This is a genomic window from Nocardia miyunensis NBRC 108239, from assembly GCF_001613065.1.
Classification (GTDB): domain Bacteria; phylum Actinomycetota; class Actinomycetes; order Mycobacteriales; family Mycobacteriaceae; genus Nocardia; species Nocardia miyunensis.
Genome location: NZ_BDBQ01000029.1, coordinates 169,917 through 189,422, shown reverse-complemented (window position 1 = coordinate 189,422; position 19,506 = coordinate 169,917). Strand labels below are relative to the sequence as shown.

Sequence of the window (19,506 nt, the reverse complement as noted above, 5' to 3'; positions counted from 1 at the left end):
TGAAATCATTGCCGGACGGGACGACAACCGTCGAGGAACGATCGGATACGCATACTGTGTCCCGATCGGCACGGCCTCGTCGATCGGGGCTGGACCGGCGGCGATCGCGAGCCGGAATATCCTTCGTCGCACCGAATCTGGCGGCGGTCGCGCTGTTCATGCTGTTTCCCCTGGGCTTCTCGCTGTATCTGAGCTTCCACTCATGGGACCTGTTCCGGCCCATGCGGTTCGCCGGACTGTCCAATTACCGGCAGCTTTTCGACGATCCGCTGTTCTATATCGCGCTGCGCAATACCGCGGTCTTCACGACGCTGACGCTGGTGCCGACGGTCGTGATCAGCCTCGGTGTTGCCGCCGCGCTGAACCGGAAACTGAAGGGAATAGCGCTGTTCCGCATCGTGGTGTTCCTGCCGCTGGTGGCCTCGACGGTCGCCATGGCGGTGGTGTGGCGGTTCATGTTCACCTCGAACGACGGCCTGTTGAACACCGTGCTCGGATGGTTCGGCGTGCCACCTGTGCCCTGGCTCAGCGATCCGGGGTGGGCGCTGCTCTCGCTGAGCATCGTCACGGTGTGGAAGGGCGTGCCGTTCGCGACCGTCATCCTGCTCGCCGCGATGCAGGCGATTCCCGAAGATCTGTACGAGGCCGCGACCATCGACGGGGCGGGGCCGTGGCGGCGATTCCGGTCGATCACCCTTCCGCTGCTGCGCGGGGCGTTGTCGTTCGTCGTCGTGATCACCGTGATCAATACGGTGCAGGCGTTCGATCAGGCCTATGCGCTGACCGACGGCAACGGCGGACCCGAGACCGGCACCTACGTACTGGGAATCATGCTGTTCCAGAACGCTTTCCGCTTCTACCAGGTCGGCTATGCGGCCGCGCTGGCCTGGGTGATCTTCGCGCTGCTGCTGGCGCTGACCGTGCTGCAACTGCGGCTCTCACGGCGCGGGGTGTGACGATCGGCACAGACCACGGGTGTCACAACCGCGGTTCGGGCGGGGTCTGCATGGTGTCCGGATCATCGTACGGAGAGAGGGGAGCATCTCATGAAGGTCATGATCGTGTGCGCGTCGGTGTCGCACGGCAATACGAAGAAGGTCGCCGATGTCATGGGGGAGGTGCTGCGGGCCCGGGTCGTCGAGCCGGAGCAGGTCGACCCGGCGGAGTTGGCCGCATGCGATCTGGTGGGGTTCGGGTCGGGAATCTTCCTGCGCGCCTTCCATCCTCGGCTGCGCGACTTCGTCGAGGGGCTCGCGGTCGAATCGCGAGGCAGCGCATTCGTCTTCGCCACCAGTGGATTTCCCGAGGCACGGTTCCAGCCGTTCACCCGGCCGCTGGTCGGGGCGCTCGAGCGGAAGGGCTTCGAGGTCGCCGGGACGTTCTCGTGCCGGGCGTTCGACACCTATCTGCCGTTCAAACCCGTCGGCGGCATCCGCAAGGGACGGCCGGACGCCGATGACCTGAGCGCCGCGCGCACCTTCGCCGAGGGGGTGCGGGATCGGATCGACGTGCGGTCCTGATCGCGAAGTCCGGCCCGGATCGGCGATCGCGCGGTTGGGACGTGCCATCGCGGCTCGGCCCGGCTGCCTGCGGGGATAGATTGAACGTGCGGCCGGGAGACCGTCGATCGAGGAGGCGCGGTGACCGAGGAGACGACCGGGTGGGGCGGGGGTCTGTGGGCGGCGGCCGATCTGGTGACGCCGATGTCGATCCGGGTGGCCGCGACCCTGCGGCTGGCCGATCACATCGTCGCGGGCACGCGCACGGCCGACGCCCTGGCCGCGGTCGTACGCGCCGATCGTGACGCGCTGAGCCGGGTGCTCGCACATCTGGTGACCGCCGGTGTCCTGGTCCGTACCGAGACCGGTGAATTCGACCTCACGCCGCTCGGTGAGCACCTGCGCGACGACGATCCGCAGGGCCTGCGGCCGTGGCTTGACCTGGAGGGTGCGATCGGCCGCGCCGATCTGTGCTTCGTCCAGCTGCTGCACACCGTCCGCACCGGTGAGCCCGCATTTCCGCGGCAGTTCGGGCGGCCGTTCTGGGACGATCTCGCGGCCGACCCCGCCCGTGCCGCATCCTTCGACGCGGTCATGGGCGCGCGGCTGGTCGCGGACGCGGACCTGGTCGCCGCCGCGTATCCGTGGGGCGATCTGGGACACGTCGTCGATGTGGGCGGCGGCAACGCCAGCCTGCTGATCGCGCTGCTGCGCGCCCACGACGACCTGCGCGGAACGGTCGTCGACCTGTCCGGACCGGTCGCCCGCGCCGCCGAGACCATCGCGGCGGCCGGTCTGGGTCATCGGGCCGACGCGCGGGCGGGCAGCTTCTTCGACCCCCTGCCGAGCGGTGCGGGCGGCTATGTCCTGTCCGGCGTCCTGCACGACTGGGACGACCCGCACGCCGCGCGCGTTCTCCAACGATGCGCCGAGGCCGCGGCCCCGACCGGCAGGGTCCTGGTCGTGGACAATATCGACACCTCCCGCGGCGGCATCCCGGACACCGAGGGCGATCTGCGCATGCTCTGCTATGTCAATGGCCGGGAGCGCACTCTGGAACAACTGGCCGACCTCGCCGCCCCGGCCGGCCTGCGCCTCGGCGAGGTCGTACCCGGCGGGACACGCTCGATAGTCGAGTTCCGGCTGAATCCCTGAGGTAGCCCAGCGCACGCACTCGGGTTCGCGGTCCTCATGACCGAGCCGATTGCTCGCATTACGGTCTACGGCATCCGGACCTGTTGGGGCGCCGTGGTTTTCCCGATGTCGCCTCGGATCGGTCGCTGTGGGCTGATCATGAATTCCGGATGCCGAGCTGGAGCCGACGCGGTGAGCCGGAGGCGCTATCGGTACGCGGATCGGGGGTGCCTGATGCGGGGTGATCACGGTGGCGGTGCGCGGGCGTGTGTGGTGGGTGGCGGTGTGGCCGCCGGGGGCCGGAGACGACCGGCCCGGTGCGATTACTCCTGTGGCACAGGGATTTGCGGGCCCGAGGTGCGGGCCAGGAGTTGGGCTTCGTAGCTGTAGGCGAGGTGTTCGCGGGACTTGAGGGTGTCGGGGTGGTCGGGGCCGAGCAGGCGTTCGCGGTCCTCGGCGGTTCGGGTGTGCGCCTCGATCGCTTCGGAGAAGCGGCCCGCGTCGTGATAGGCGACCGCGAGGTTGTTTCGGGCGATGAGGGTGTGGCGGTGGTCGGGGCCCAGCTGGCGTTCGCAGTCGGCGAGCAGGCGTTCGAACAACTCGGCCGCCTCGCTCGCGCGACCGACTTCCGCGTACGCGTGGGCCAGGCCGATGCGGGCGCGCTCGGAGATCGGGTGGTCCGGGCCGAGCACCCGCTCACTGGTGTTCGATGCCTGTTCGTAGAGGTCGGCGGCGTCGCCCGCGCGATTCGCCGCGGCGCGGTCCGAGGCCAGGTTGATCGTGGAGTGCAGCGTATCCGGATGGTCCGGGCCCAGCACGCGTCGCCGGGCGGACAACAGGCGTTCGTCCAGCGCGGTCGCCTTGCTCACCTTCCCGGCCTCGCGCAGGCAGGAGGCAAGGGAGTCACAGGTGATCAGGGTGTCGCGATGATTGGAGCCGAGCAGTCGCTCACTGTCCGCCAGGCAGGTGCGGTAGAGCGCGATCGCGTCGTCCAGCCGCCCGTCCTCGCGGTAGGCCAGGGCGAGATTGTGGCGGGCGGTGAGGGTGTTCTTGTGGTCGGGGCCGAAGCCCTGTTCGCTGTCCGCGAGGGTGCGCTCGTACAGATCGATGGCCTCCACCATGCGTCCGGCTTCGCGGTAGCAGCGCGCGAGACTGCCGCGGAAGATCAACGTGTCGAGATCCTGTGGGCCGAAGGTGCTCTCGCTGTCGGTGAGCACCCGCTCGTACACATCGATCGCCTGGGAGGACCGACCGGCCTCCCGGTACGCGCGGGCCAGATTCCCGGCGGAGATCAGCGTGTGCCGATGCAGCGGACCCATCGCCCGTTCCCGGTCGACCAAGATCTTCTCGTACCGCGCGATCACCTCGGCGTGCTCGTCGTCCAGATCCGAATACGCACTGCCCGTGCCGATTCGGTCCTGCGTCGGGTTCGACTGCTCGGGTGTTCTCGGGATGGGAGAGGTCGGGGTGTCCTCCGGGCCCGTAGCCCCGGTGACGGCGTCCTGAGGAGATTCCGGTTCGACTGTGGAATCCACTGGCGTGCGGGCTGTGTCGGTCGGTTGTGCTGGCTCCGGACTGTCGTCGACGGGCTCGGCGGATTCGTCCGTGATCGTTATCGGTGGTTCCGTTGAGTCGCCCTGGATGGACACACCGCCGGCGTGACTGGGCGACTGCGGCGCGTCGGCTACCGGGGCATCTATGGGTTCGCGATCGGCGTCGTTGCGTGATGTTCCGGACGGGGTGGTATCGGTGCGATCGTATTCTGCGGCAGTCTCACCAGCGGTGACTTCGGGAGAGTTCTCCGACCCGGCCGCAGCGTCGTCGACGAGCCCGAGGGGTTCGGAATACGTTTCGGCGCTTGGGGTCCCGGTCGCATCGGAGGCCGCAGTGGTCTCGCCAGCGCTGAAGTTGTGTGACTCCGACGACTCGGCAGCAGAGAGGGCGGGTTCGATATCCGTGTCGTAGTCCGGTGTTTCGGGCTGGACCGCGTCGGTGTACTCGGATGCCGCGACGGGGTCGGGACCGGTCCCGCGGTGTGGCTCTGGTGATTCGGCCGCAGGGGCCTCGGCGGGTTCGGTTTTCGTCTCGTGGTGCGGGGTTTCGGGTCGGACCGTGTCGGCGTACTCGGATGCCGCGATGGAATCGGCATCGGTCGCGCGGTGTGGATCAGGTGATTCGGCCGCCGCATCGCCATCGGGCCCGGCGGGATCGGCCGGTGATACGGACGCGTGCTCGGATTCGGTGTCGGACTCGACAACCGTGAGATGGCGCGGTTGCGGCGATTCGGCAGTGGTGGCCTGGACGAGTTCGCCCGCCTCGGGATGCGTCTCGTCCGGCGTTTCGACGAGGGTGTTGTCGTAGCCGGATTCCACCGAGGCGGCGTCGTTCCGGGAGTCCCCTGGCACGATGCCTTCGCGGTCGTAGTCGGCCTGTTCCACCTGGCCGTTGCCGAGCGCCGCGCTCGATTGTGAGGTGTCCGTATGATTCAGCTGCGAATCGGTATCGCGCGAATCTCGCTGTTCAGCAGCAGTTTCCGTCGATTCGAAGCGCTCGTCACCGAAAGCGTTCGTCGATGCCGATTCGGCATCGCCCGCGGATTCCGCGGCTCGGGTTGCCGATGTGGCATCGGAAATCGGGTCGGTCCAGGTGTGCTCGAAGTCTGCCGAGTAGTTGTCCTGCTGCGGCTCAGCCGATTCCGCATCGGGGATGTGCGCAGGTTCGGGGACGTTCTCGTGCAGCGTTTCCGCCGATTGCGCGATGGTGTCCGCGAACGGAATCCGCAGGGCGTCGGCACTCTCCTCGCTCTGCGGCTCCGGTGCGAACACGCCCTGTGTCGGCTCGCCCACGAGCGGCTGCAGCGTGAGTTTCAGCGTGTGCGTGGTGGTTTCGGCGGTCTCCGGGGTCTGCGGGCCGACCACGCGGAAGCGGGGCTCGCCCGCATCGGTGTCGATCAGCAGCCGCACCGTCAATTCGGCTGCGCGCGCCTCGAATCCGCTCGTGCGATCGACTGTCATGGCGGTGAGATCCCGGGTGAGCGCCCGTAGAACGTCGGGCAACGGAATCGTCTCGTTCACCGCAATCCGGTCGTCGGTCATGATCATCCCCTTGCCGGAACTCGAGTGGGTATGCGCGGGCGGCGGTCGTTCGAGTTTATCGTGCCGGGGCCCCGCGGCCACTCTCCGAGGACCCCAAACAGACTGTACGGCAGGGGTTCTCGCGCTGATAGGGCTGCGTGTGGTAATGGCGGTCGTTTGGCAGCTCAAGGGCCTTGTCCGACCTAGCGCAGCAGGATGGAGCTCAGGCGCTGCGCGGCGTCCCGGACGGCGGCGCCGAAAGTCTCTTCGTCCTCGGGGCCGATGTCGAGCGGGGAGACGCCGATGCTCGCGACGGCCGCCGAACCGCGGCCGGGAACCGCGGCCGAGACGCCGCCCACGGAGGGGACCAGTTCTCCGTGGGTCACCGCGTAACCGCGCTCGCGGGCCCGGGTGATCTCCTCGCGTTCGCCGGGGACGGCGGGAAACGCGGCCAGGATCGCCAGCCCCGCCGAACCGCGGTCGATCGGATCGATCTGCCCGGCCTGGAAGGCGACGTGGATCCGGGCGTGGCGAGGTTCGACGACGATGAGGGCCCGCACCTCGGTATCGCTTTCCCGCACGACCAGATGGGCGGTGGCCTGCGCGCTGTCGGCCAGTTCCTCCAGCACGGGCCTGGCCAGGGTGCGCAGATCCTGTTCCACCGGTTCGGCCAGCCGCACCAGGCCCAGACCGAGGAAGACGCGCTTGAAATCGTCGCGCCGGCACAGGTGGTGATATTCGAGGGTGCGCACGAGCCGATGCGCGACCGTGCGATGCACCCCGACCTGGTCCGCGATCTCGGTGACCGAGACGCCCTCGGTTCTGCGCGCGAGCAGTTCGAGGATCTGCAATCCGTTGTGCAGCGTCTTGGACATATCCGACCCGACATCGCCGCTGGTCACCGCCGATTCTGTGGGCAGCCGTAACTGAGGCATAGCTGAACTCCTTGACCGTTGTGACCTGAAGCACCTACAGTGTTCACATATAACACGCTGCGTGCGATTATCGCACACTTTCGAATTTCTGGAAAGTCATGTCACCAATTACCGTCGTCGACGCAGGCACGGTCGCGGCCATTCACCAGCTCTATGCCCGGCAGAGCCGGGCAATCGACTCCGGCGCTGCCCAGGAGTGGGCCCAGACCTTCACCGCGGACGGCGAATTCCACTCGCCGACCTACCCGGAGCCGGTTGTCGGCACCGCCGCGCTGACCGAGTTCGCGGCCGAATTCGATCGCGCGGCCCGCGCGGCCGACGAGCGCCGGAGGCATGTGCTGAGCAACCTTCTCGTCGAGCGCGTCGACGCGGACACCCTCGCGGTCAGCGGCTATCTGCAAGTGCTCGCCACCCGCATCGGAGGCGAGTCCCGACTCGTGCGTTTCACCACGATCGACGACCGGCTCACCCGCCACGGCGACGACTGGTCGATCACCCGCCGCGTGGTCGAGCGCGACGACGCGCCGCGTTGAAAACCCCTCTGCCCCCCGAACATTCGAAGGAGAAATCAGCTATGACGGCAGCAACATCGAACCCGGGCCGGGTCGAGCACGATCGCATCGAGGTCGTCCATCCCGACATGGTGGGCAAGGCGGCGGTCGTGACCGGCGCGGCGCGCGGTATGGGCGCGGTCTTCGCGGCCGGACTCGCCGCCCGCGGCGTGGACGTGCTGGGCGCGGACATCAACGACGAGCAGATGACCGCCACCGCCGCGCGGATCAATGCCGAACTCGCGGGCTCGGATGTGGCGAAACCGGGTCGCGTTGTCGCCGCTCGCGTGGATGTGACCTCGGCCGATGAGCACGAGGCGCTGGCACAGCGCGCCCTCGCCGAGTTCGGTCGACTGGATTTCTGGATCAACAACGCGGGCATCTTCCCGTTCGCCGAGGCGGCGGACATCTCGCCCGAGCAGATCTCCGCGGTGCTGGACGTCAACGTGGAGGGCGTGCTGTTCGGCGCCCAGGCCGCCGCACGGCATATGCGCCCCGGCGGCGCCATCGTCAACATGTCCTCGGTGTCGGCGGTGCGGGTGCGCCGTGGCCGGGGCGCGTACTGCACGTCCAAGGCGGCCGTCGCGCATCTGACCGAATCGCTCGCGGTGGAGTTGGGGGACAAGGGAATTCGAGTCAACTCGATCGCCCCCGGCTACATCGACACCGAGATGACCCGATGGGTGCGGGAGGACCCGGCCGCGCTCGCCCACGCGCTCGACGTCGTTCCGCTGCATCGGCTCGGCTCGCCCGAGGAGGTCCTGGGCCCGCTGCTGTTCCTGCTGTCGGACAGCGCCCGATACGTCACGGGACATTCCATCGCCGTGGACGGCGGGTCCCGGCATGTCTGAGTCGCCGAGCACCGAAACGTATCCCGACGTCGTCCTGATCACCGGCGCGGCCCGGGGTATGGGCGCCAACCACGCGCGGGCCCTCGCGGCGCGCGGTGTGCACGTCTGCGTCGCCGACATCATCGACACCTCCGAGGTGATCGACGAGATCCGGCGTGCCGGTGGCACCGCGTCGGCGCACCACCTCGACGTCGCCGATCCGGCGGCCTGGTCTCGCACGATCGACGAGATCCGTTCCGGCCCAGGATCTCTCGGCGGTCTGATCAACAACGCCGGTATCTCGCGCCGCCTGGAATTCATGGACACCCCGGACGAGATCTGGGAGCAGACCATGCGGATCAACCTGTTCGGCCCGTTCTACGGAATCAAGGCCGCCGCGCCGCTGATGCGAGACAGCGGCGGCGGCGCGATCGTCAACATCTCCTCCATCGCGGGCCTGATCGGATATTTCTCACCGGCCTACTCGTCGAGCAAATGGGGACTGACGGGTCTGTCGAAATCGGCGGCCGGGAACCTCGCGAAGTGGGGGATCCGGGTGAACTCGGTGCATCCGGGCCTGGTAGGCACTGACCTGGTGCGCGGTGCGGACGAATTCGTCGCGGCCTCGCTGCGGAGCATTCCGGCGGGCCGCAAGGCGAGCCTGGACGAGATCACCGATGCGGTGCTGTTCCTGCTCTCGGATCGCTCCGGCTACATCACCGGTACCGAGGTCACCGTGGACGGCGGGCTGATCTCCAACGGCCTGTATCACCGCGTGCTCGCGGATGCGGAAGGACACTGATATGAGCGAGGACTCCTGGGACGTCATCGTGATCGGCGGCGGCGGGGCCGGACTGGCCGCCGCCGTCACCGCCGCCGAGCAGGGCGCGACGGTGCTGCTGCTGGAATCGGAGACCGAACTGGGCGGGTCGACGCAACTGTCGGCGGGCCTGTTCACCGCCGCCGCGACCAGCGTGCAGCGTGCCCTCGGCATCGAGGACGACGCCGATCGGTTCTTCCAGCACTACATGGACCTCAACCACTGGATGCTCAAACCGGGTCTGATCCGCACCTTCTGCGAGCAGTCCGGGCCGACCCTGGAATGGCTGATCGGCCTGGGCGTCGAGATTCCGGCCCGGATCTCCTCCAATGCCCACATGCCCGGCCTGAGCCAGGCCGGTGTGGAGGACGTCTGGCGCGGGCACGTGCCGAAGGATCAGGGGTACGGCCTGATTCAGGTCCTGGACAAAGCGCGCCGGGCGCACGGTATCGAGACCGTGCTGGCGACCCGGGCGCAGTCGCTGATCCGCGAAGATGGGCGGATCGTCGGGGTCGTCGCCGATGACGTCGACGTGCGCGCGAGTGCGGTGGTCGTCGCCAGCGGCGGCTTCGCACAGGACGCGTCGCTGGTCGATCGGTATTTTCCGGCCGCGCAGGCCGCCGGGGAGTCGCTGTTCGTGGTCGCGGCTCCCGGCAGCCGCGGCGACCACATCCGGTTCGCCGAGGACATCGAGTCGTCGGTGACCGGGCAGGGCTGGGGGCTGCTGCTGCCGACCGCCTACTTCCAGCGTCATCACCATTGGACCTCGGGATTTCCGCCGAAGTCCCGGGTCTACGTCAACGGTCTGGGCCGCCGGTTCATGGACGAGGACGCCTCCTACGCGGTCTCGACCGGCATCATGGCCGCCCAGCCCGGCCAGGTGTGGGCGGTATTCGACGAGACCGCGCGGCTGGGCCTGCCGTCCGGATACACCGACTGGATTCCCGAGCGCGTCGCCGCGGAGGCGGACGCCGGTCGGACATTGCGGGCGGCGACGCTCACCGAACTCGCCGACCGCATGGGCGTGCCCGCCGAGGCATTGACACAAACCGTGACGCGCTGGAACGACCAGCTCCCCGGCGGCGACGACGAGGAATTCCTCCGGCATCGCACCCTGGCGAACAAGGGCTCGTCCACCAACCCCGATCCGATCGCGCAGCCGCCCTACTACACGGTGCGAATGCTGCCCGCCGAACTCGTGTGCACCCACGCGGGTATGGAAATCGACAGTGCCGCAATGGTTCTGGACCAAAATGGAAATCCGGTGCCCGGCCTGTTCGCGGCGGGGGAGGCCGGGGCCGGGGTGCTCGGACAACGCTACGTCGGCGGCGGCAACGCCGTCGCCAACGCGCTCACCATGGGCCGGATCGCCGGTCGCAACGCCGCGCGGCTCGCGCGGCGCGGGACCTCCGCGGGCCGGGCACCGGCCGGAGTCTGACCTGGAATCGCATCGGGCCGGTCCCGATGGCAACAAGGAATATCTCATGCACGGAATCGACACCCCCACATCGTCGTCGGACGCCGAATCCACTGCCGGACAAGGCAAGTCGATCGCCAAGGTTGTTCGCGCGGCCGTGGTCGGCACTATCGTCGAGTACTACGACTTCGGTATCTACGGCTATATGGCGACCACTATCGCCGCGCTGTTCTTCGCCAAGGGCGATGACACCGCGGCGCTGCTGGGCACTTTCGCGACTTTCGCGGTGGCCTTCTTCCTGCGGGTGCCGGGCGGCATCGTCTTCGGTCACGTCGGCGACCGCTACGGGCGCAAACGCGCGCTGTCCTGGACCATCCTGCTGATGGTGGCCGCCACCGTGGTGATGGGACTGATGCCCACCTATCTGACGCTGGGCATCTGGGCCACCGCAGCCCTCGTCCTGGCGCGCTGCCTACAGGGTTTCGCCGCGGGCGGCGAACTCGGCGGAGCGAACGCCTTCGTCTCCGAATCCGCGCCGACCCACCGGCGCGCGACCTACACCGCGATGGTCAACTCCGGGACCTACCTCGGATCGCTCGTCGCATCGCTGATCGCGCTCGCGATGACCTCGCTGTTCACCAAGGACGAGATCCTGCACTGGGCGTGGCGAATCCCGTTCCTGCTCAGCCTGGTCATCGGCGGCGTGGGCATCTGGATCCGCAACAGCATGGAGGAGACACCGCAGTTCGACGAGCTGTCCAAGAAGGGCGAGACCAAGAAGATGCCGATCATGGAGCTGCTGCGCAGTTCCGGCGGGCCGCTGCTGAAGATCGTCTTCCTGGGCGCCTTCATCACCGGCGGTTACTACATCGCATCCGTGTACGCCGCGACGTATCTGCAGAAGAGCGGCCACCAGTCGTCCTCGGTCGCCTTCCTGTCCACCTCGCTGGCGCTGGTTCTGGGTGTCGCGACGCTGCCCATCGCCGGGGCCGCGGCCGACCGCTACGGTCGCCGGCCCGTGCTGATCGGCGGCAGCGTGGCTGGGGTCGTCCTCGGGGTGCCGATGTTCATGCTGATGGCGGGCGGCAGTGTGTGGCAGGCGGTTTTCGGGCAGTCGGTGCTGTTCATCGCGGTGTCGGTGGTCAACGCCGCGTCCTACGTCAGCTACGTCGAGATGCTCAAGGCGTCGGTCCGCTACAGCGGCCTGGCCTTGGGGAACAACATCACGAACATGCTGCTGGGCGGTACCGCGCCGTTCATCGCGACGTGGCTGATCGATGTCACGCGCAACAACCTGGCCCCAGCGGGCTACTTCGTCTTCTGCGGGGTGCTCACGCTCATCGCGGCGCTGTTCGTCCGCGAGACCAAGGGAATCGAGTTGTCGACCGACTGAGTACGCCGATGGCCGGGACCGGACGCCGATGAGGGGCGTCCGGTCCCGCGCCGTCGTATTGCTTTGTGAGCGTGCCGTTTTCGCGGATCACGTCCGGCAGCTCTCGGGGTTGACTTGCTGTGTTACCCGGTGAACGTGCCGATTTGGCGGACGGCGTCCAGCAGCGGATGGCGTGCGTTCTCGACGGTGGCCTCGCGGTTGGTGACGATGTTGATCGCCGCGAGCCCACCCCATCCGGGCAGCGGCGCGGCGATGGCGTGCGCTCCGGCGTTGAGTTCGCCGTGGGTGGTGATGAATCCCTGCGCTCGTGCCGTCGCGACCCGATCGGGTTCACCGGGTTGGGGCGGGCCCGCCGCGAGGGCGGCGACGCCGCCCGCGCCGCGATCGAGGGGATCGCGGTTGCCGAGCCGGTAGGAGAACCGCGGGCCGTCGCTCGGCGGTTCGGCGACCAGGGTCGTGATCGCGTATCCGTCGACCACCTCTACCAGTGACGCGGTCGCGTCGACGGTGCGCGCGAGACGTTCGAGCACGGGTTCGGCCACCTCGCGAAGTCGGGGACCGGCCAGGCCGAGCAGATCCGATACCGCCGGGCCGATCCGGTAGGCCCCCGCATCGTTTCGCACGGCGAATCCGGTGCGCTGCAAGGAGATCAGCAATCGCGTGGTGATGGAGCGGTGCAGTCCGCACGCCGTGACGACCTGCGCGGTGGTCAGGCCGTCGGGATGACGGCTCAGCTCGACCAGTACCGCCAGGCCGCGTTCCAGCGTCTGTGCACCATCGTTCGCTTCAGCGCGTGTCACGGGTGTCATTCTTCTCTCTCCGTTCCTGCACGCGATCTTCGGTCGTTGCCGGGACGTTCGGTTGCCGAGTGGTCCGCTCGTGGTGAGGACGTTCAGTCGTCCAGTAGTCCGAGTGCGGTCAGATCGTCGTAGGGCTCGTCGATGCTGCACGAGCCGTAGGAGACGAACAGTGTTCTGGGCGTCGTCCGGGTGGTGTCGCCGAGTGCGGCGGCGAGGACGGTGGCGTCCCGCTCGGCGAGAAACATTGCGAGCGAGTCGCTTCCGGCGTTCTCGAGGGCGGCTTTCGCGGCGCACAGGACGTTGAGGAAACCATGGTGCTCGAATCCTGTTGTCGCGTCGGTGTGCCGGAGCGCATTGTGCAGTCCCGCAGTGCATTTGAACGGTGTGGATCGGCGTGCGGCGTCGGCGATCCAGGTCGCGAGTTCGGTCTCGTCCGGGAACGCGTCCGCCTGCGTTCCGCCGGTGCGGAATTTCAACCGCAGACCGTTGGCGGCGACGGCGGCGAGTACCTCGGGCCACTCCGGGTGACCCGGGCGCGGAACTTCGACGTAGGTGGTGATGCCTCGGCGATCGTGGTTCGCGATAGCGGTGACCTGCGGAGTCAGTGGCTGGGCCCGGTCGAGTTTGACCTCCAGTGCCTGCACTGCCACCCGATGACCCCCGGCCGTCTCGATCGTTTCGGCGACGGCGTCCGGGGTCGGGACCACGATGCTGACCGGCAGGGGCTCGGAGAACAACTCGGCCGTTGCCAGCCGCGCGGCTGCGGCGATATCACCGGTCCCGAGTACGAATGGGCCGACCAGCGCGCGCAGACGCGAATTCCGGTGTGCGGCATGGGCGGTGACGGCCTCGGGCAGCGGCAGTGATCCCGGCGGAAAGATCGCGGCGTCGTCGACGAGGGCGGCAAATACGTTCGGGATTGACATGGGTCACACTGTAGCGCATTATGGTCGATAATAGGTTACATAGTGACCGTTTATCGGACATTATCTGTCGAGCGACGAGGTGAGGTATGGCGTACTACCGACGCGTGGGGGAGGTACCGGGCAAGCGGCACACGCAGTTTCGCGATGACGCGGGTGCGCTCCGATACGAGGAGCTCATGGGAGAGGAGGGGTTCACCTCCGACTCCTCGCTGCTCTATCACCGCACGATTCCCTCGGCGATCGTGGCCAGCGAGATCTGGGATCTGGGGGAGCAGTCGACCCAGCCGAATCATCCGCTGAAGCCGCGTCACCTGCGGCTGCACGATCTGTTCGCTGTCGATGCGGCGGACGGGATCGATGCGGTCACCGGCCGACGGCTCGTCCTGGGCAACGGCGATATCCGGATCGGCTACGTGGTGGCCGGTGCGGTGTCGCCGTACTACCGCAACGCGATCGGCGACGAATGCGTGTACGTCGAGTCCGGGCACGGCGTCGTCGAGACGGTATTCGGCGCATTGTCCTACCGCACAGGCGATTTCGTCGTCATACCCCGGGCGACCACGCACCGCTGGGTACCCGATACGGCCGAGGGGCCCAGCCGGTTGTACGCGATCGAGGGGAACAGCCACATCGCCCCGCCGAAGCGCTACCTGTCCCGCTTCGGTCAGCTGCTGGAGCACGCACCGTACTGTGAGCGAGATCTGTACGGCCCCGAGCAGCCGCTGCTCGCCGATGGCACGGATGTCGAGGTGCTGGTGAAACATCGCGGCACGGCTGGGATCGTCGGCACCCGCTTCACCTACGCCGACCATCCGTTCGACGTCGTGGGCTGGGACGGCTGTCTGTACCCGTACACGTTCAACGTCGAGGACTTCATGCCGATCACCGGCAAGGTTCACCAGCCGCCGCCGGTGCACCAGGTCTTCGAGGGCGACAATTTCGTGGTCTGCGCCTTCGTGCCCCGCAAAGTCGACTATCACCCGCAGTCGATTCCGGTGCCCTACTACCACTCCAATGTCGACTCCGACGAGGTCATGTTCTACGTCGGCGGCGACTACGCGGCTCGCAAGGGTTCCGGTATCGGAATCGGTTCTGTGTCACTGCATCCCGGCGGACACGCGCACGGGCCGCAGCCCGGCGCGATGGAGGCGTCGATCGGCGTGGAGCGCGTCGACGAGCTGGCGGTGATGGTCGATACGTTCCGGCCGCTCGAACTCGGCGAGGCCGCGACCGCCAGTGACGACGGCGTCTACGCCTGGGTGTGGGCCGGACGGACGGTCCGGTGAGCACGGCCGAGCGAACTCGTGGAGGAGAACCGTTGACCGCCGCCGAACGCCTGGCCACCACAGGTTTCGACATCGACCACCTGCCGTACGGATCGTTCTCGACGTCCGATAGTGGCCCGAAACTCGGTGTGCGCCTGGGGGATCACGTTCTCGGCGTGGCAACCCTGCTGGGTCACGCCGGTGCCGCGCCCGAGGACGTCGCGGCTACCGATGACGCGAACCTCGACACCCTGCTCACGCGTGACCGCGCGGCCTGGGATCGGGTCCGTGCCGGGATCATTCGTGCATCGACCGACCCATCTGTTGCCGAAACCGTTGTCGCCGAGGCAGTTCCGCTCGCCGAGACTGTTCTGCACCTGCCGTTCACCGTCGCCGACTACGTCGACTTCTACGGCAACGAATTCCACGCGTCCAACGTCGGCCGCATCTTCCGCCCCGGACAGCCGCCGCTGACGCCGAATTGGAAGCACCTGCCCATCGGCTACCACGGCCGCGCGGGCACCATCGTGGCCAGCGGCACCGAAATCCCGCGCCCCGAGGGCCTGCGCCCCGAACCCGAGGGCCCGCCCACCTTCGGCCCGAGCCGCCGACTCGACATCGAGGTCGAAATGGGGTTCGTCCTGGGATCCCCTGTCCCACAGGGGAAAGTCGCGCTGGCCGATGCCGACGACCACGTCTTCGGACTGGCCCTCACCAACGACTGGTCCGCCCGCGACATCCAGGCATTCGAATACGTTCCCCTCGGCCCCTTCCTGGCCAAATCCTTCGCCACATCCGTATCCGCCTGGGTAACTCCCTTGGCGGCTCTCGCCCGGGCCCGCACCACGCCGCCGCGACGAGACGTCCCGCTGGCCCCCTACCTGGACGACTCCACCACTCCCGCATGGGCTTTCGACATCGACATCGACGTCGTCCTCAACGGCGAAGTGGTGTCGACAGCCCCCTACAGCGCAACATACTGGACAGCGGCGCAGATGCTGGCGCACATGACGGTCAACGGCGCGGGCCTACGCGCAGGCGATTTCTTCGCCAGCGGCACCATCTCCGGCCCCGAGCCCAAACAACGCGGCTCCTTCCTCGAAATAACCTGGGGCGGAACAGAACCGCTCTCCCTAGCCGACGGCACCGAAATCGCGTTCCTACGCGACAACGACGAAGTGACCCTCCGCGCCCGAGCCACCGGCCCGAACGGAACCCCCCTCGTTTTCGGCGAAACTACCGGGCGAATAACGACCGCGCGTTGAGCGGGTCGGACGACGAGGGTGCTGGGCGTCGAGCGGCTGGGCGTTGAGCACGTCCGGACGTTGAACGTGCTGGGCACCGGGCGGGTTCGACGTTGCGCGGGCTGGGCGTTGAGCAGGCCGGACATCGAGCGGTCGGATGCCGGACGCTGAGCGGGCTGGGCACTACGTGGGCTGCGTTGAGCGGGCCGGGGCCGGGCGTTGAGCGGGCTGGGGTGCTGAGTGGCTGGGGTGCTGAGCGGCTGGGCGTTGAGCCGACAGGACGCCAAGCAGGCTGACGGTCGGGAGTGGCGCGTGCCCGACTCGCGCCACTCCGACCGTGCCGAATTATGGTGCCCGCCAGATCAGATCGTCAGAACCATGCGGTATCGGGCGCGCCCCTGCTCCATATCCGCATACGCCTCGGCGGCCCGAGCCAGCGGAAGCTCCTGCGTTCGGGCGCGCACTCCGGATTGGACCGCGAAGTGCATGGTGTCCTCGATGTCGCGCGCGGTTCCCGAGGGGTGACCGATGACGCTGGCTCCAGGGGTGATCAGCTGCAACGGACTGATGGGCAGCGGGTCCGCCGTGACACCGATGGTGATCAGTTCGCCACGCGGCGCGAGCCCGCCCACCGTCGCGGCCATGGCCGCCGAGCTGGCTGCCGTGCCCAGGACGACGCGGGCGCCACCGAGTCGCCGCAACGCCTCGCCGACGTCCCCGGCGGTCGAGTCGATGTAGTGGTGTGCGCCCAGCTCGCGGGCATCCTCGGCCTTACCCGATCCGCGGGCGATCGCGATCGTCTCGAAACCCATCGCGCGAGCGAACTGCACACCGAGGTGGCCGAGCCCGCCGATGCCCAGGATCGCGACGCGGTCGCCGGCCGTCGCGCGACTCTCCCGAAGCGCGTGGAATGTGGTGACACCGGCGCATCCCATCGGCGCGGCCTCCGCGAGTGACAGCTCGTCCGGGACGCGGGCCAGCGCGTTCGCCGGAACGGTCACCGATTCGGCGTATCCGCCGGGGTAGTGCCAGCTGGGGACCTGCATGTTCTCGCAGTGGATGAAGTCGCCCGCGCGGCACGGGACGCACCTGTTGCAGTTCCCGCCGAACCAGCCCACCGCGACGCGATCGCCGACGGCGTAGTTGTCGACACCCGCGCCGAGCTCGGCGATGGTTCCGGCGATCTCGTGCCCCGGCGTCAGCGGCCAGGACATGCCCGGAAACCCGCCGCCGACGAAGGCCCGGTCGGTGCCGCAGACCCCGCACGCCGAGACCTGGATACGCACGTGGTCAGGAGGCGGCGACGTCGTATCGACGTCGACCAGTTTCAGCTCCTCACCGGCGGCATGCACGTGAACAGCCTGATGAGTGGACATCTACATCCTCTCTTTCCTCGGGAAGTTGATGAGCCTTTCCAGGAGCCGCGGGCGTCGGCGGAGGGACCGGCTTACTGAGCTCCCGAAGGTCCTCGTGCTACTCGCGGGGTTGTTCCCGGCCGATTATCCGCCGTCGGGCGGCACCGGCTGCGGGTTCGGCGACTCGCGCGGAAAATGAGCCCGTGACCTGGCGGCTTCCGCCTCCGGCGTGGATTGCGTCCCCGGCATGAGTTACATGGAAGACTCATGGACCGGAAGCGTCACAGGATTCGAGGCAACGGCGGCTGGGAATCTCCCGATCGACTCGGAGAACTTCTGCCCCGACCGGATGAGGTCTGCGAAGGAGCTACCGTGAGGCGAACGATCGCCGCAATCGCCGCAACAATCACCCTGGTAGGGCCGGGAGTCGGTGCCGCACACGCGAGAAGCCACCCCCCAGTGGTCGGCCCCGGAACCTCGATCGGCCTGTGCACCATCACCACCGCCGGACACGACGCTCGGGGCAGAGCGGTGGCTCTCACGGCCGGACACTGCATGCTCCGCCGCGGCCAGAAGGTCTATGCGCCCGGGATCGGGAAGATCGGCAACTTCGCCACTTGGAGCTCGAAATGGGCTCTCCTACAGTCCGACGGCTCCGACGACTGGGCAGTGATCCAGCTGGACCGAGGTGTGGGCATTTCCGTCGTGGCCCCGAACGGAGTGGCGCTCGACCACTTCGGCACCCCCGTGGTCGGCCGTCAGATCAGCAAGTACGGCCAGATCACCGGTACCACCAAGGGCGCTCTCTCAGCGATCGCGAACAACGTCTTGAAGTCCTGCGCCGTTTCGTTCGTAGGAGACTCGGGCGCCCCGGCCTATCAGGGCACCGGCATCGTCGGGCTCATGTCCGTCATCACCCCGCGCACACCCGCCACCCTGTTCTGGTACTCCGGCATCACCGGCATCCTCCACGACCTGAACTCCCGCCCCGGCGCCGTCGGCTACGGCTTCAGGATCGGATGAGCTTGTCCGAGTAAGGATTCAGGCGTGACGCCGGTCCATGCCCGCTCGTCGCCACTGAAGTCCCGCAAGATGTCAAGACCGTCCGCCAGACCCTCCGGCAGTGGGATTCCCTACCGGCGATCCGCGCCGATCGCCTGTATGACTGGCACACCACCGTGAATTCGCTGGTGGGATGATCTAACCATTCTCTGCCGCAACGATATCCGTGAGCTCGCTGAGCCCCTTGATTCGCCAATCGGGTAGGTTCGCAACCTCTTCGGTGTCCCGGAGGATCCACCCCCACGGTCCACGCTGAATGTGGGCGGTACGCATCCCCACGGCTTTGGCCGGTGCTATGTCGTTATCGATCCGATCGCCGACGTAGACGATCTCCTCAGTGTCACACGGAGCCACCTCGACAACCCTCACGAAGAACTCCAGCGCAGGCTTGGAAACTACCCAATCATCCGACGTAGCAACGAAATCGGTCGGCAACTCCAAACTCCGCAAAATCCTCCCGGAACGAACGGTCTGATTCCCGACAACCCCCACCCACACCCCCATCTCCCGCAACTTCCCCAACGCAGGCCGCGCATCCGGGTACAGATCGTCCTCCCCATACGTCTCCGCCTCCCCAGCCTCCACCCGAGCCTGCCGCTCCCGACTCAACTCGAACCCAGGCTTGAACGCCTGAAACGCTTCCCGATAATCCCGCCCGGTAGCAATGACGGCCCCGAACACCGTAGAAAACGTATGCCGCGGCACCCCCAACCAATCCGCCCAGGTCCCATACTCCCGAGTCTCATCAACCAGCGTCTCACCCACATCGAACACAACCGCCGAGATCAGCGCTGAACCTACCGTCGCCCGAAGCCGTACTCCCACTGTCGTGGACGCGATGCGCGTGCGCGGGGTCGATGTTGACAACCTCGCTGACGTCTCCCATGAGGCGCGGCCACCTAAGGGGTCTCTCCAGGTCGAGCCGATGCCACCACCATGCCCTCTTGGGATGTCGCCCGCGATGATCGCCGTAAAGATCTGGCAGGCTGCGGCCCTGGAATTTTCGATCCAGCATCCGAACCACTTGCATGAGTTCGGCTTTCGCTCGAACTGGTAGCGCACCGTGAATGAACTCCAGGACATCGCGCGCGTATCGGACATCGTCCTGCAAGCAGTCCGGACACCAGCAGTACGAGTGCATCGGGTACAGCGGAAAACGCGTATTGCGCCGGACGAAATCACGGTACCGGCGCAACGCCGA

At 67.4% G+C, this 19,506-nt stretch carries 17 protein-coding genes; 11 read left to right on the top strand and 6 right to left on the bottom strand.

Annotation, left to right across the window (positions count from 1 at the left end):
• The first annotated feature begins 56 nt into the window (after positions 1–56).
• From NM2_RS12550 to NM2_RS12540, 3 genes are all read left to right on the top strand, one after another.
• Complete coding sequence (locus tag NM2_RS12550; RefSeq protein WP_067667932.1) at positions 57–956, top strand: carbohydrate ABC transporter permease; 900 nt, start codon at positions 57–59, stop codon at positions 954–956.
• 90 nt (positions 957–1,046) lie between these two features.
• The gene (locus tag NM2_RS12545; protein WP_067667806.1) at positions 1,047–1,520 is read left to right on the top strand and encodes a flavodoxin family protein; all 474 of its coding nucleotides are present in this window, start codon (positions 1,047–1,049) and stop codon (positions 1,518–1,520) included.
• A gap of 120 nt (positions 1,521–1,640) precedes the next feature.
• Positions 1,641–2,654 carry a methyltransferase gene (locus NM2_RS12540; RefSeq protein WP_067667803.1) on the top strand — a complete coding sequence of 338 codons (1,014 nt, stop codon included), beginning with the start codon at positions 1,641–1,643 and terminating at the stop codon, positions 2,652–2,654.
• 302 nt (positions 2,655–2,956) lie between these two features.
• On the opposite strand, the gene NM2_RS12535 is transcribed toward NM2_RS12540, so the two are convergent.
• The gene (locus NM2_RS12535) at positions 2,957–5,728 is read right to left on the bottom strand and encodes a tetratricopeptide repeat protein (RefSeq protein ID WP_169816164.1); all 2,772 of its coding nucleotides are present in this window, start codon (positions 5,726–5,728) and stop codon (positions 2,957–2,959) included.
• Positions 5,729–5,910: 182 nt separating this feature from the next.
• On the bottom strand, positions 5,911–6,642 hold the full coding sequence (locus NM2_RS12530; RefSeq protein WP_067667797.1) for an IclR family transcriptional regulator: 732 nt from the start codon (positions 6,640–6,642) through the stop codon (positions 5,911–5,913).
• Between the two features lie 98 nt (positions 6,643–6,740).
• On the opposite strand from NM2_RS12530, the gene NM2_RS12525 reads away from it, so the two are divergent.
• The 5 genes from NM2_RS12525 to NM2_RS12505 are packed head-to-tail and all read left to right on the top strand — an operon-like array spanning position 6,741 to position 11,653.
• Positions 6,741–7,175: a nuclear transport factor 2 family protein gene (locus NM2_RS12525; protein ID WP_067667794.1), complete on the top strand. Its 435-nt coding sequence runs from the start codon at positions 6,741–6,743 to the stop codon at positions 7,173–7,175.
• 41 nt (positions 7,176–7,216) lie between these two features.
• Positions 7,217–8,044: an SDR family NAD(P)-dependent oxidoreductase gene (locus NM2_RS12520; protein ID WP_067667792.1), complete on the top strand. Its 828-nt coding sequence runs from the start codon at positions 7,217–7,219 to the stop codon at positions 8,042–8,044.
• On the top strand, positions 8,037–8,825 hold the full coding sequence (locus NM2_RS12515; protein WP_067667789.1) for an SDR family NAD(P)-dependent oxidoreductase: 789 nt from the start codon (positions 8,037–8,039) through the stop codon (positions 8,823–8,825). Before NM2_RS12520 ends, NM2_RS12515 begins: the two co-directional genes overlap by 8 nt.
• Before the next feature lies 1 nt (position 8,826).
• The gene (locus tag NM2_RS12510; RefSeq protein ID WP_067667786.1) at positions 8,827–10,281 is read left to right on the top strand and encodes an FAD-dependent oxidoreductase; all 1,455 of its coding nucleotides are present in this window, start codon (positions 8,827–8,829) and stop codon (positions 10,279–10,281) included.
• Between the two features lie 46 nt (positions 10,282–10,327).
• A complete protein-coding gene (locus NM2_RS12505) occupies positions 10,328–11,653 on the top strand; it encodes an MFS transporter (protein ID WP_067667783.1) in 1,326 nt (441 codons plus the stop codon).
• 122 nt (positions 11,654–11,775) lie between these two features.
• Here the strand turns inward: NM2_RS12505 and NM2_RS12500 are convergent, their stop codons facing one another.
• Positions 11,776–12,453, bottom strand: coding sequence for an IclR family transcriptional regulator (locus tag NM2_RS12500; RefSeq protein ID WP_218025900.1), 678 nt, complete (start codon positions 12,451–12,453; stop codon positions 11,776–11,778).
• Positions 12,454–12,545: 92 nt separating this feature from the next.
• Positions 12,546–13,379, bottom strand: coding sequence for a hypothetical protein (locus tag NM2_RS12495; RefSeq protein ID WP_067667779.1), 834 nt, complete (start codon positions 13,377–13,379; stop codon positions 12,546–12,548).
• A gap of 86 nt (positions 13,380–13,465) precedes the next feature.
• On the opposite strand from NM2_RS12495, the gene NM2_RS12490 reads away from it, so the two are divergent.
• Positions 13,466–14,665, top strand: coding sequence for a homogentisate 1,2-dioxygenase (locus NM2_RS12490; protein WP_067667776.1), 1,200 nt, complete (start codon positions 13,466–13,468; stop codon positions 14,663–14,665).
• A 32-nt stretch (positions 14,666–14,697) separates the two neighbouring features.
• Positions 14,698–15,909 (top strand): fumarylacetoacetase, encoded by a 1,212-nt coding sequence (gene fahA / locus NM2_RS12485; RefSeq protein ID WP_067667929.1) that lies wholly within the window; start codon positions 14,698–14,700, stop codon positions 15,907–15,909.
• A 341-nt stretch (positions 15,910–16,250) separates the two neighbouring features.
• Here fahA and NM2_RS12480 read toward each other — a convergent pair whose 3' ends face one another.
• A complete protein-coding gene (locus tag NM2_RS12480; RefSeq protein ID WP_067667774.1) occupies positions 16,251–17,264 on the bottom strand; it encodes an alcohol dehydrogenase catalytic domain-containing protein in 1,014 nt (337 codons plus the stop codon).
• A gap of 351 nt (positions 17,265–17,615) precedes the next feature.
• Here NM2_RS12480 and NM2_RS12470 point away from each other — a divergent pair, with 351 nt between their 5' ends.
• Positions 17,616–18,266, top strand: coding sequence for a chymotrypsin family serine protease (locus NM2_RS12470; protein WP_157121050.1), 651 nt, complete (start codon positions 17,616–17,618; stop codon positions 18,264–18,266).
• 177 nt (positions 18,267–18,443) lie between these two features.
• On the opposite strand, the gene NM2_RS51555 is transcribed toward NM2_RS12470, so the two are convergent.
• Positions 18,444–19,079: an HAD family hydrolase gene (locus tag NM2_RS51555; RefSeq protein WP_369690314.1), complete on the bottom strand. Its 636-nt coding sequence runs from the start codon at positions 19,077–19,079 to the stop codon at positions 18,444–18,446.
• Positions 19,080–19,506: the final 427 nt, after the last annotated feature.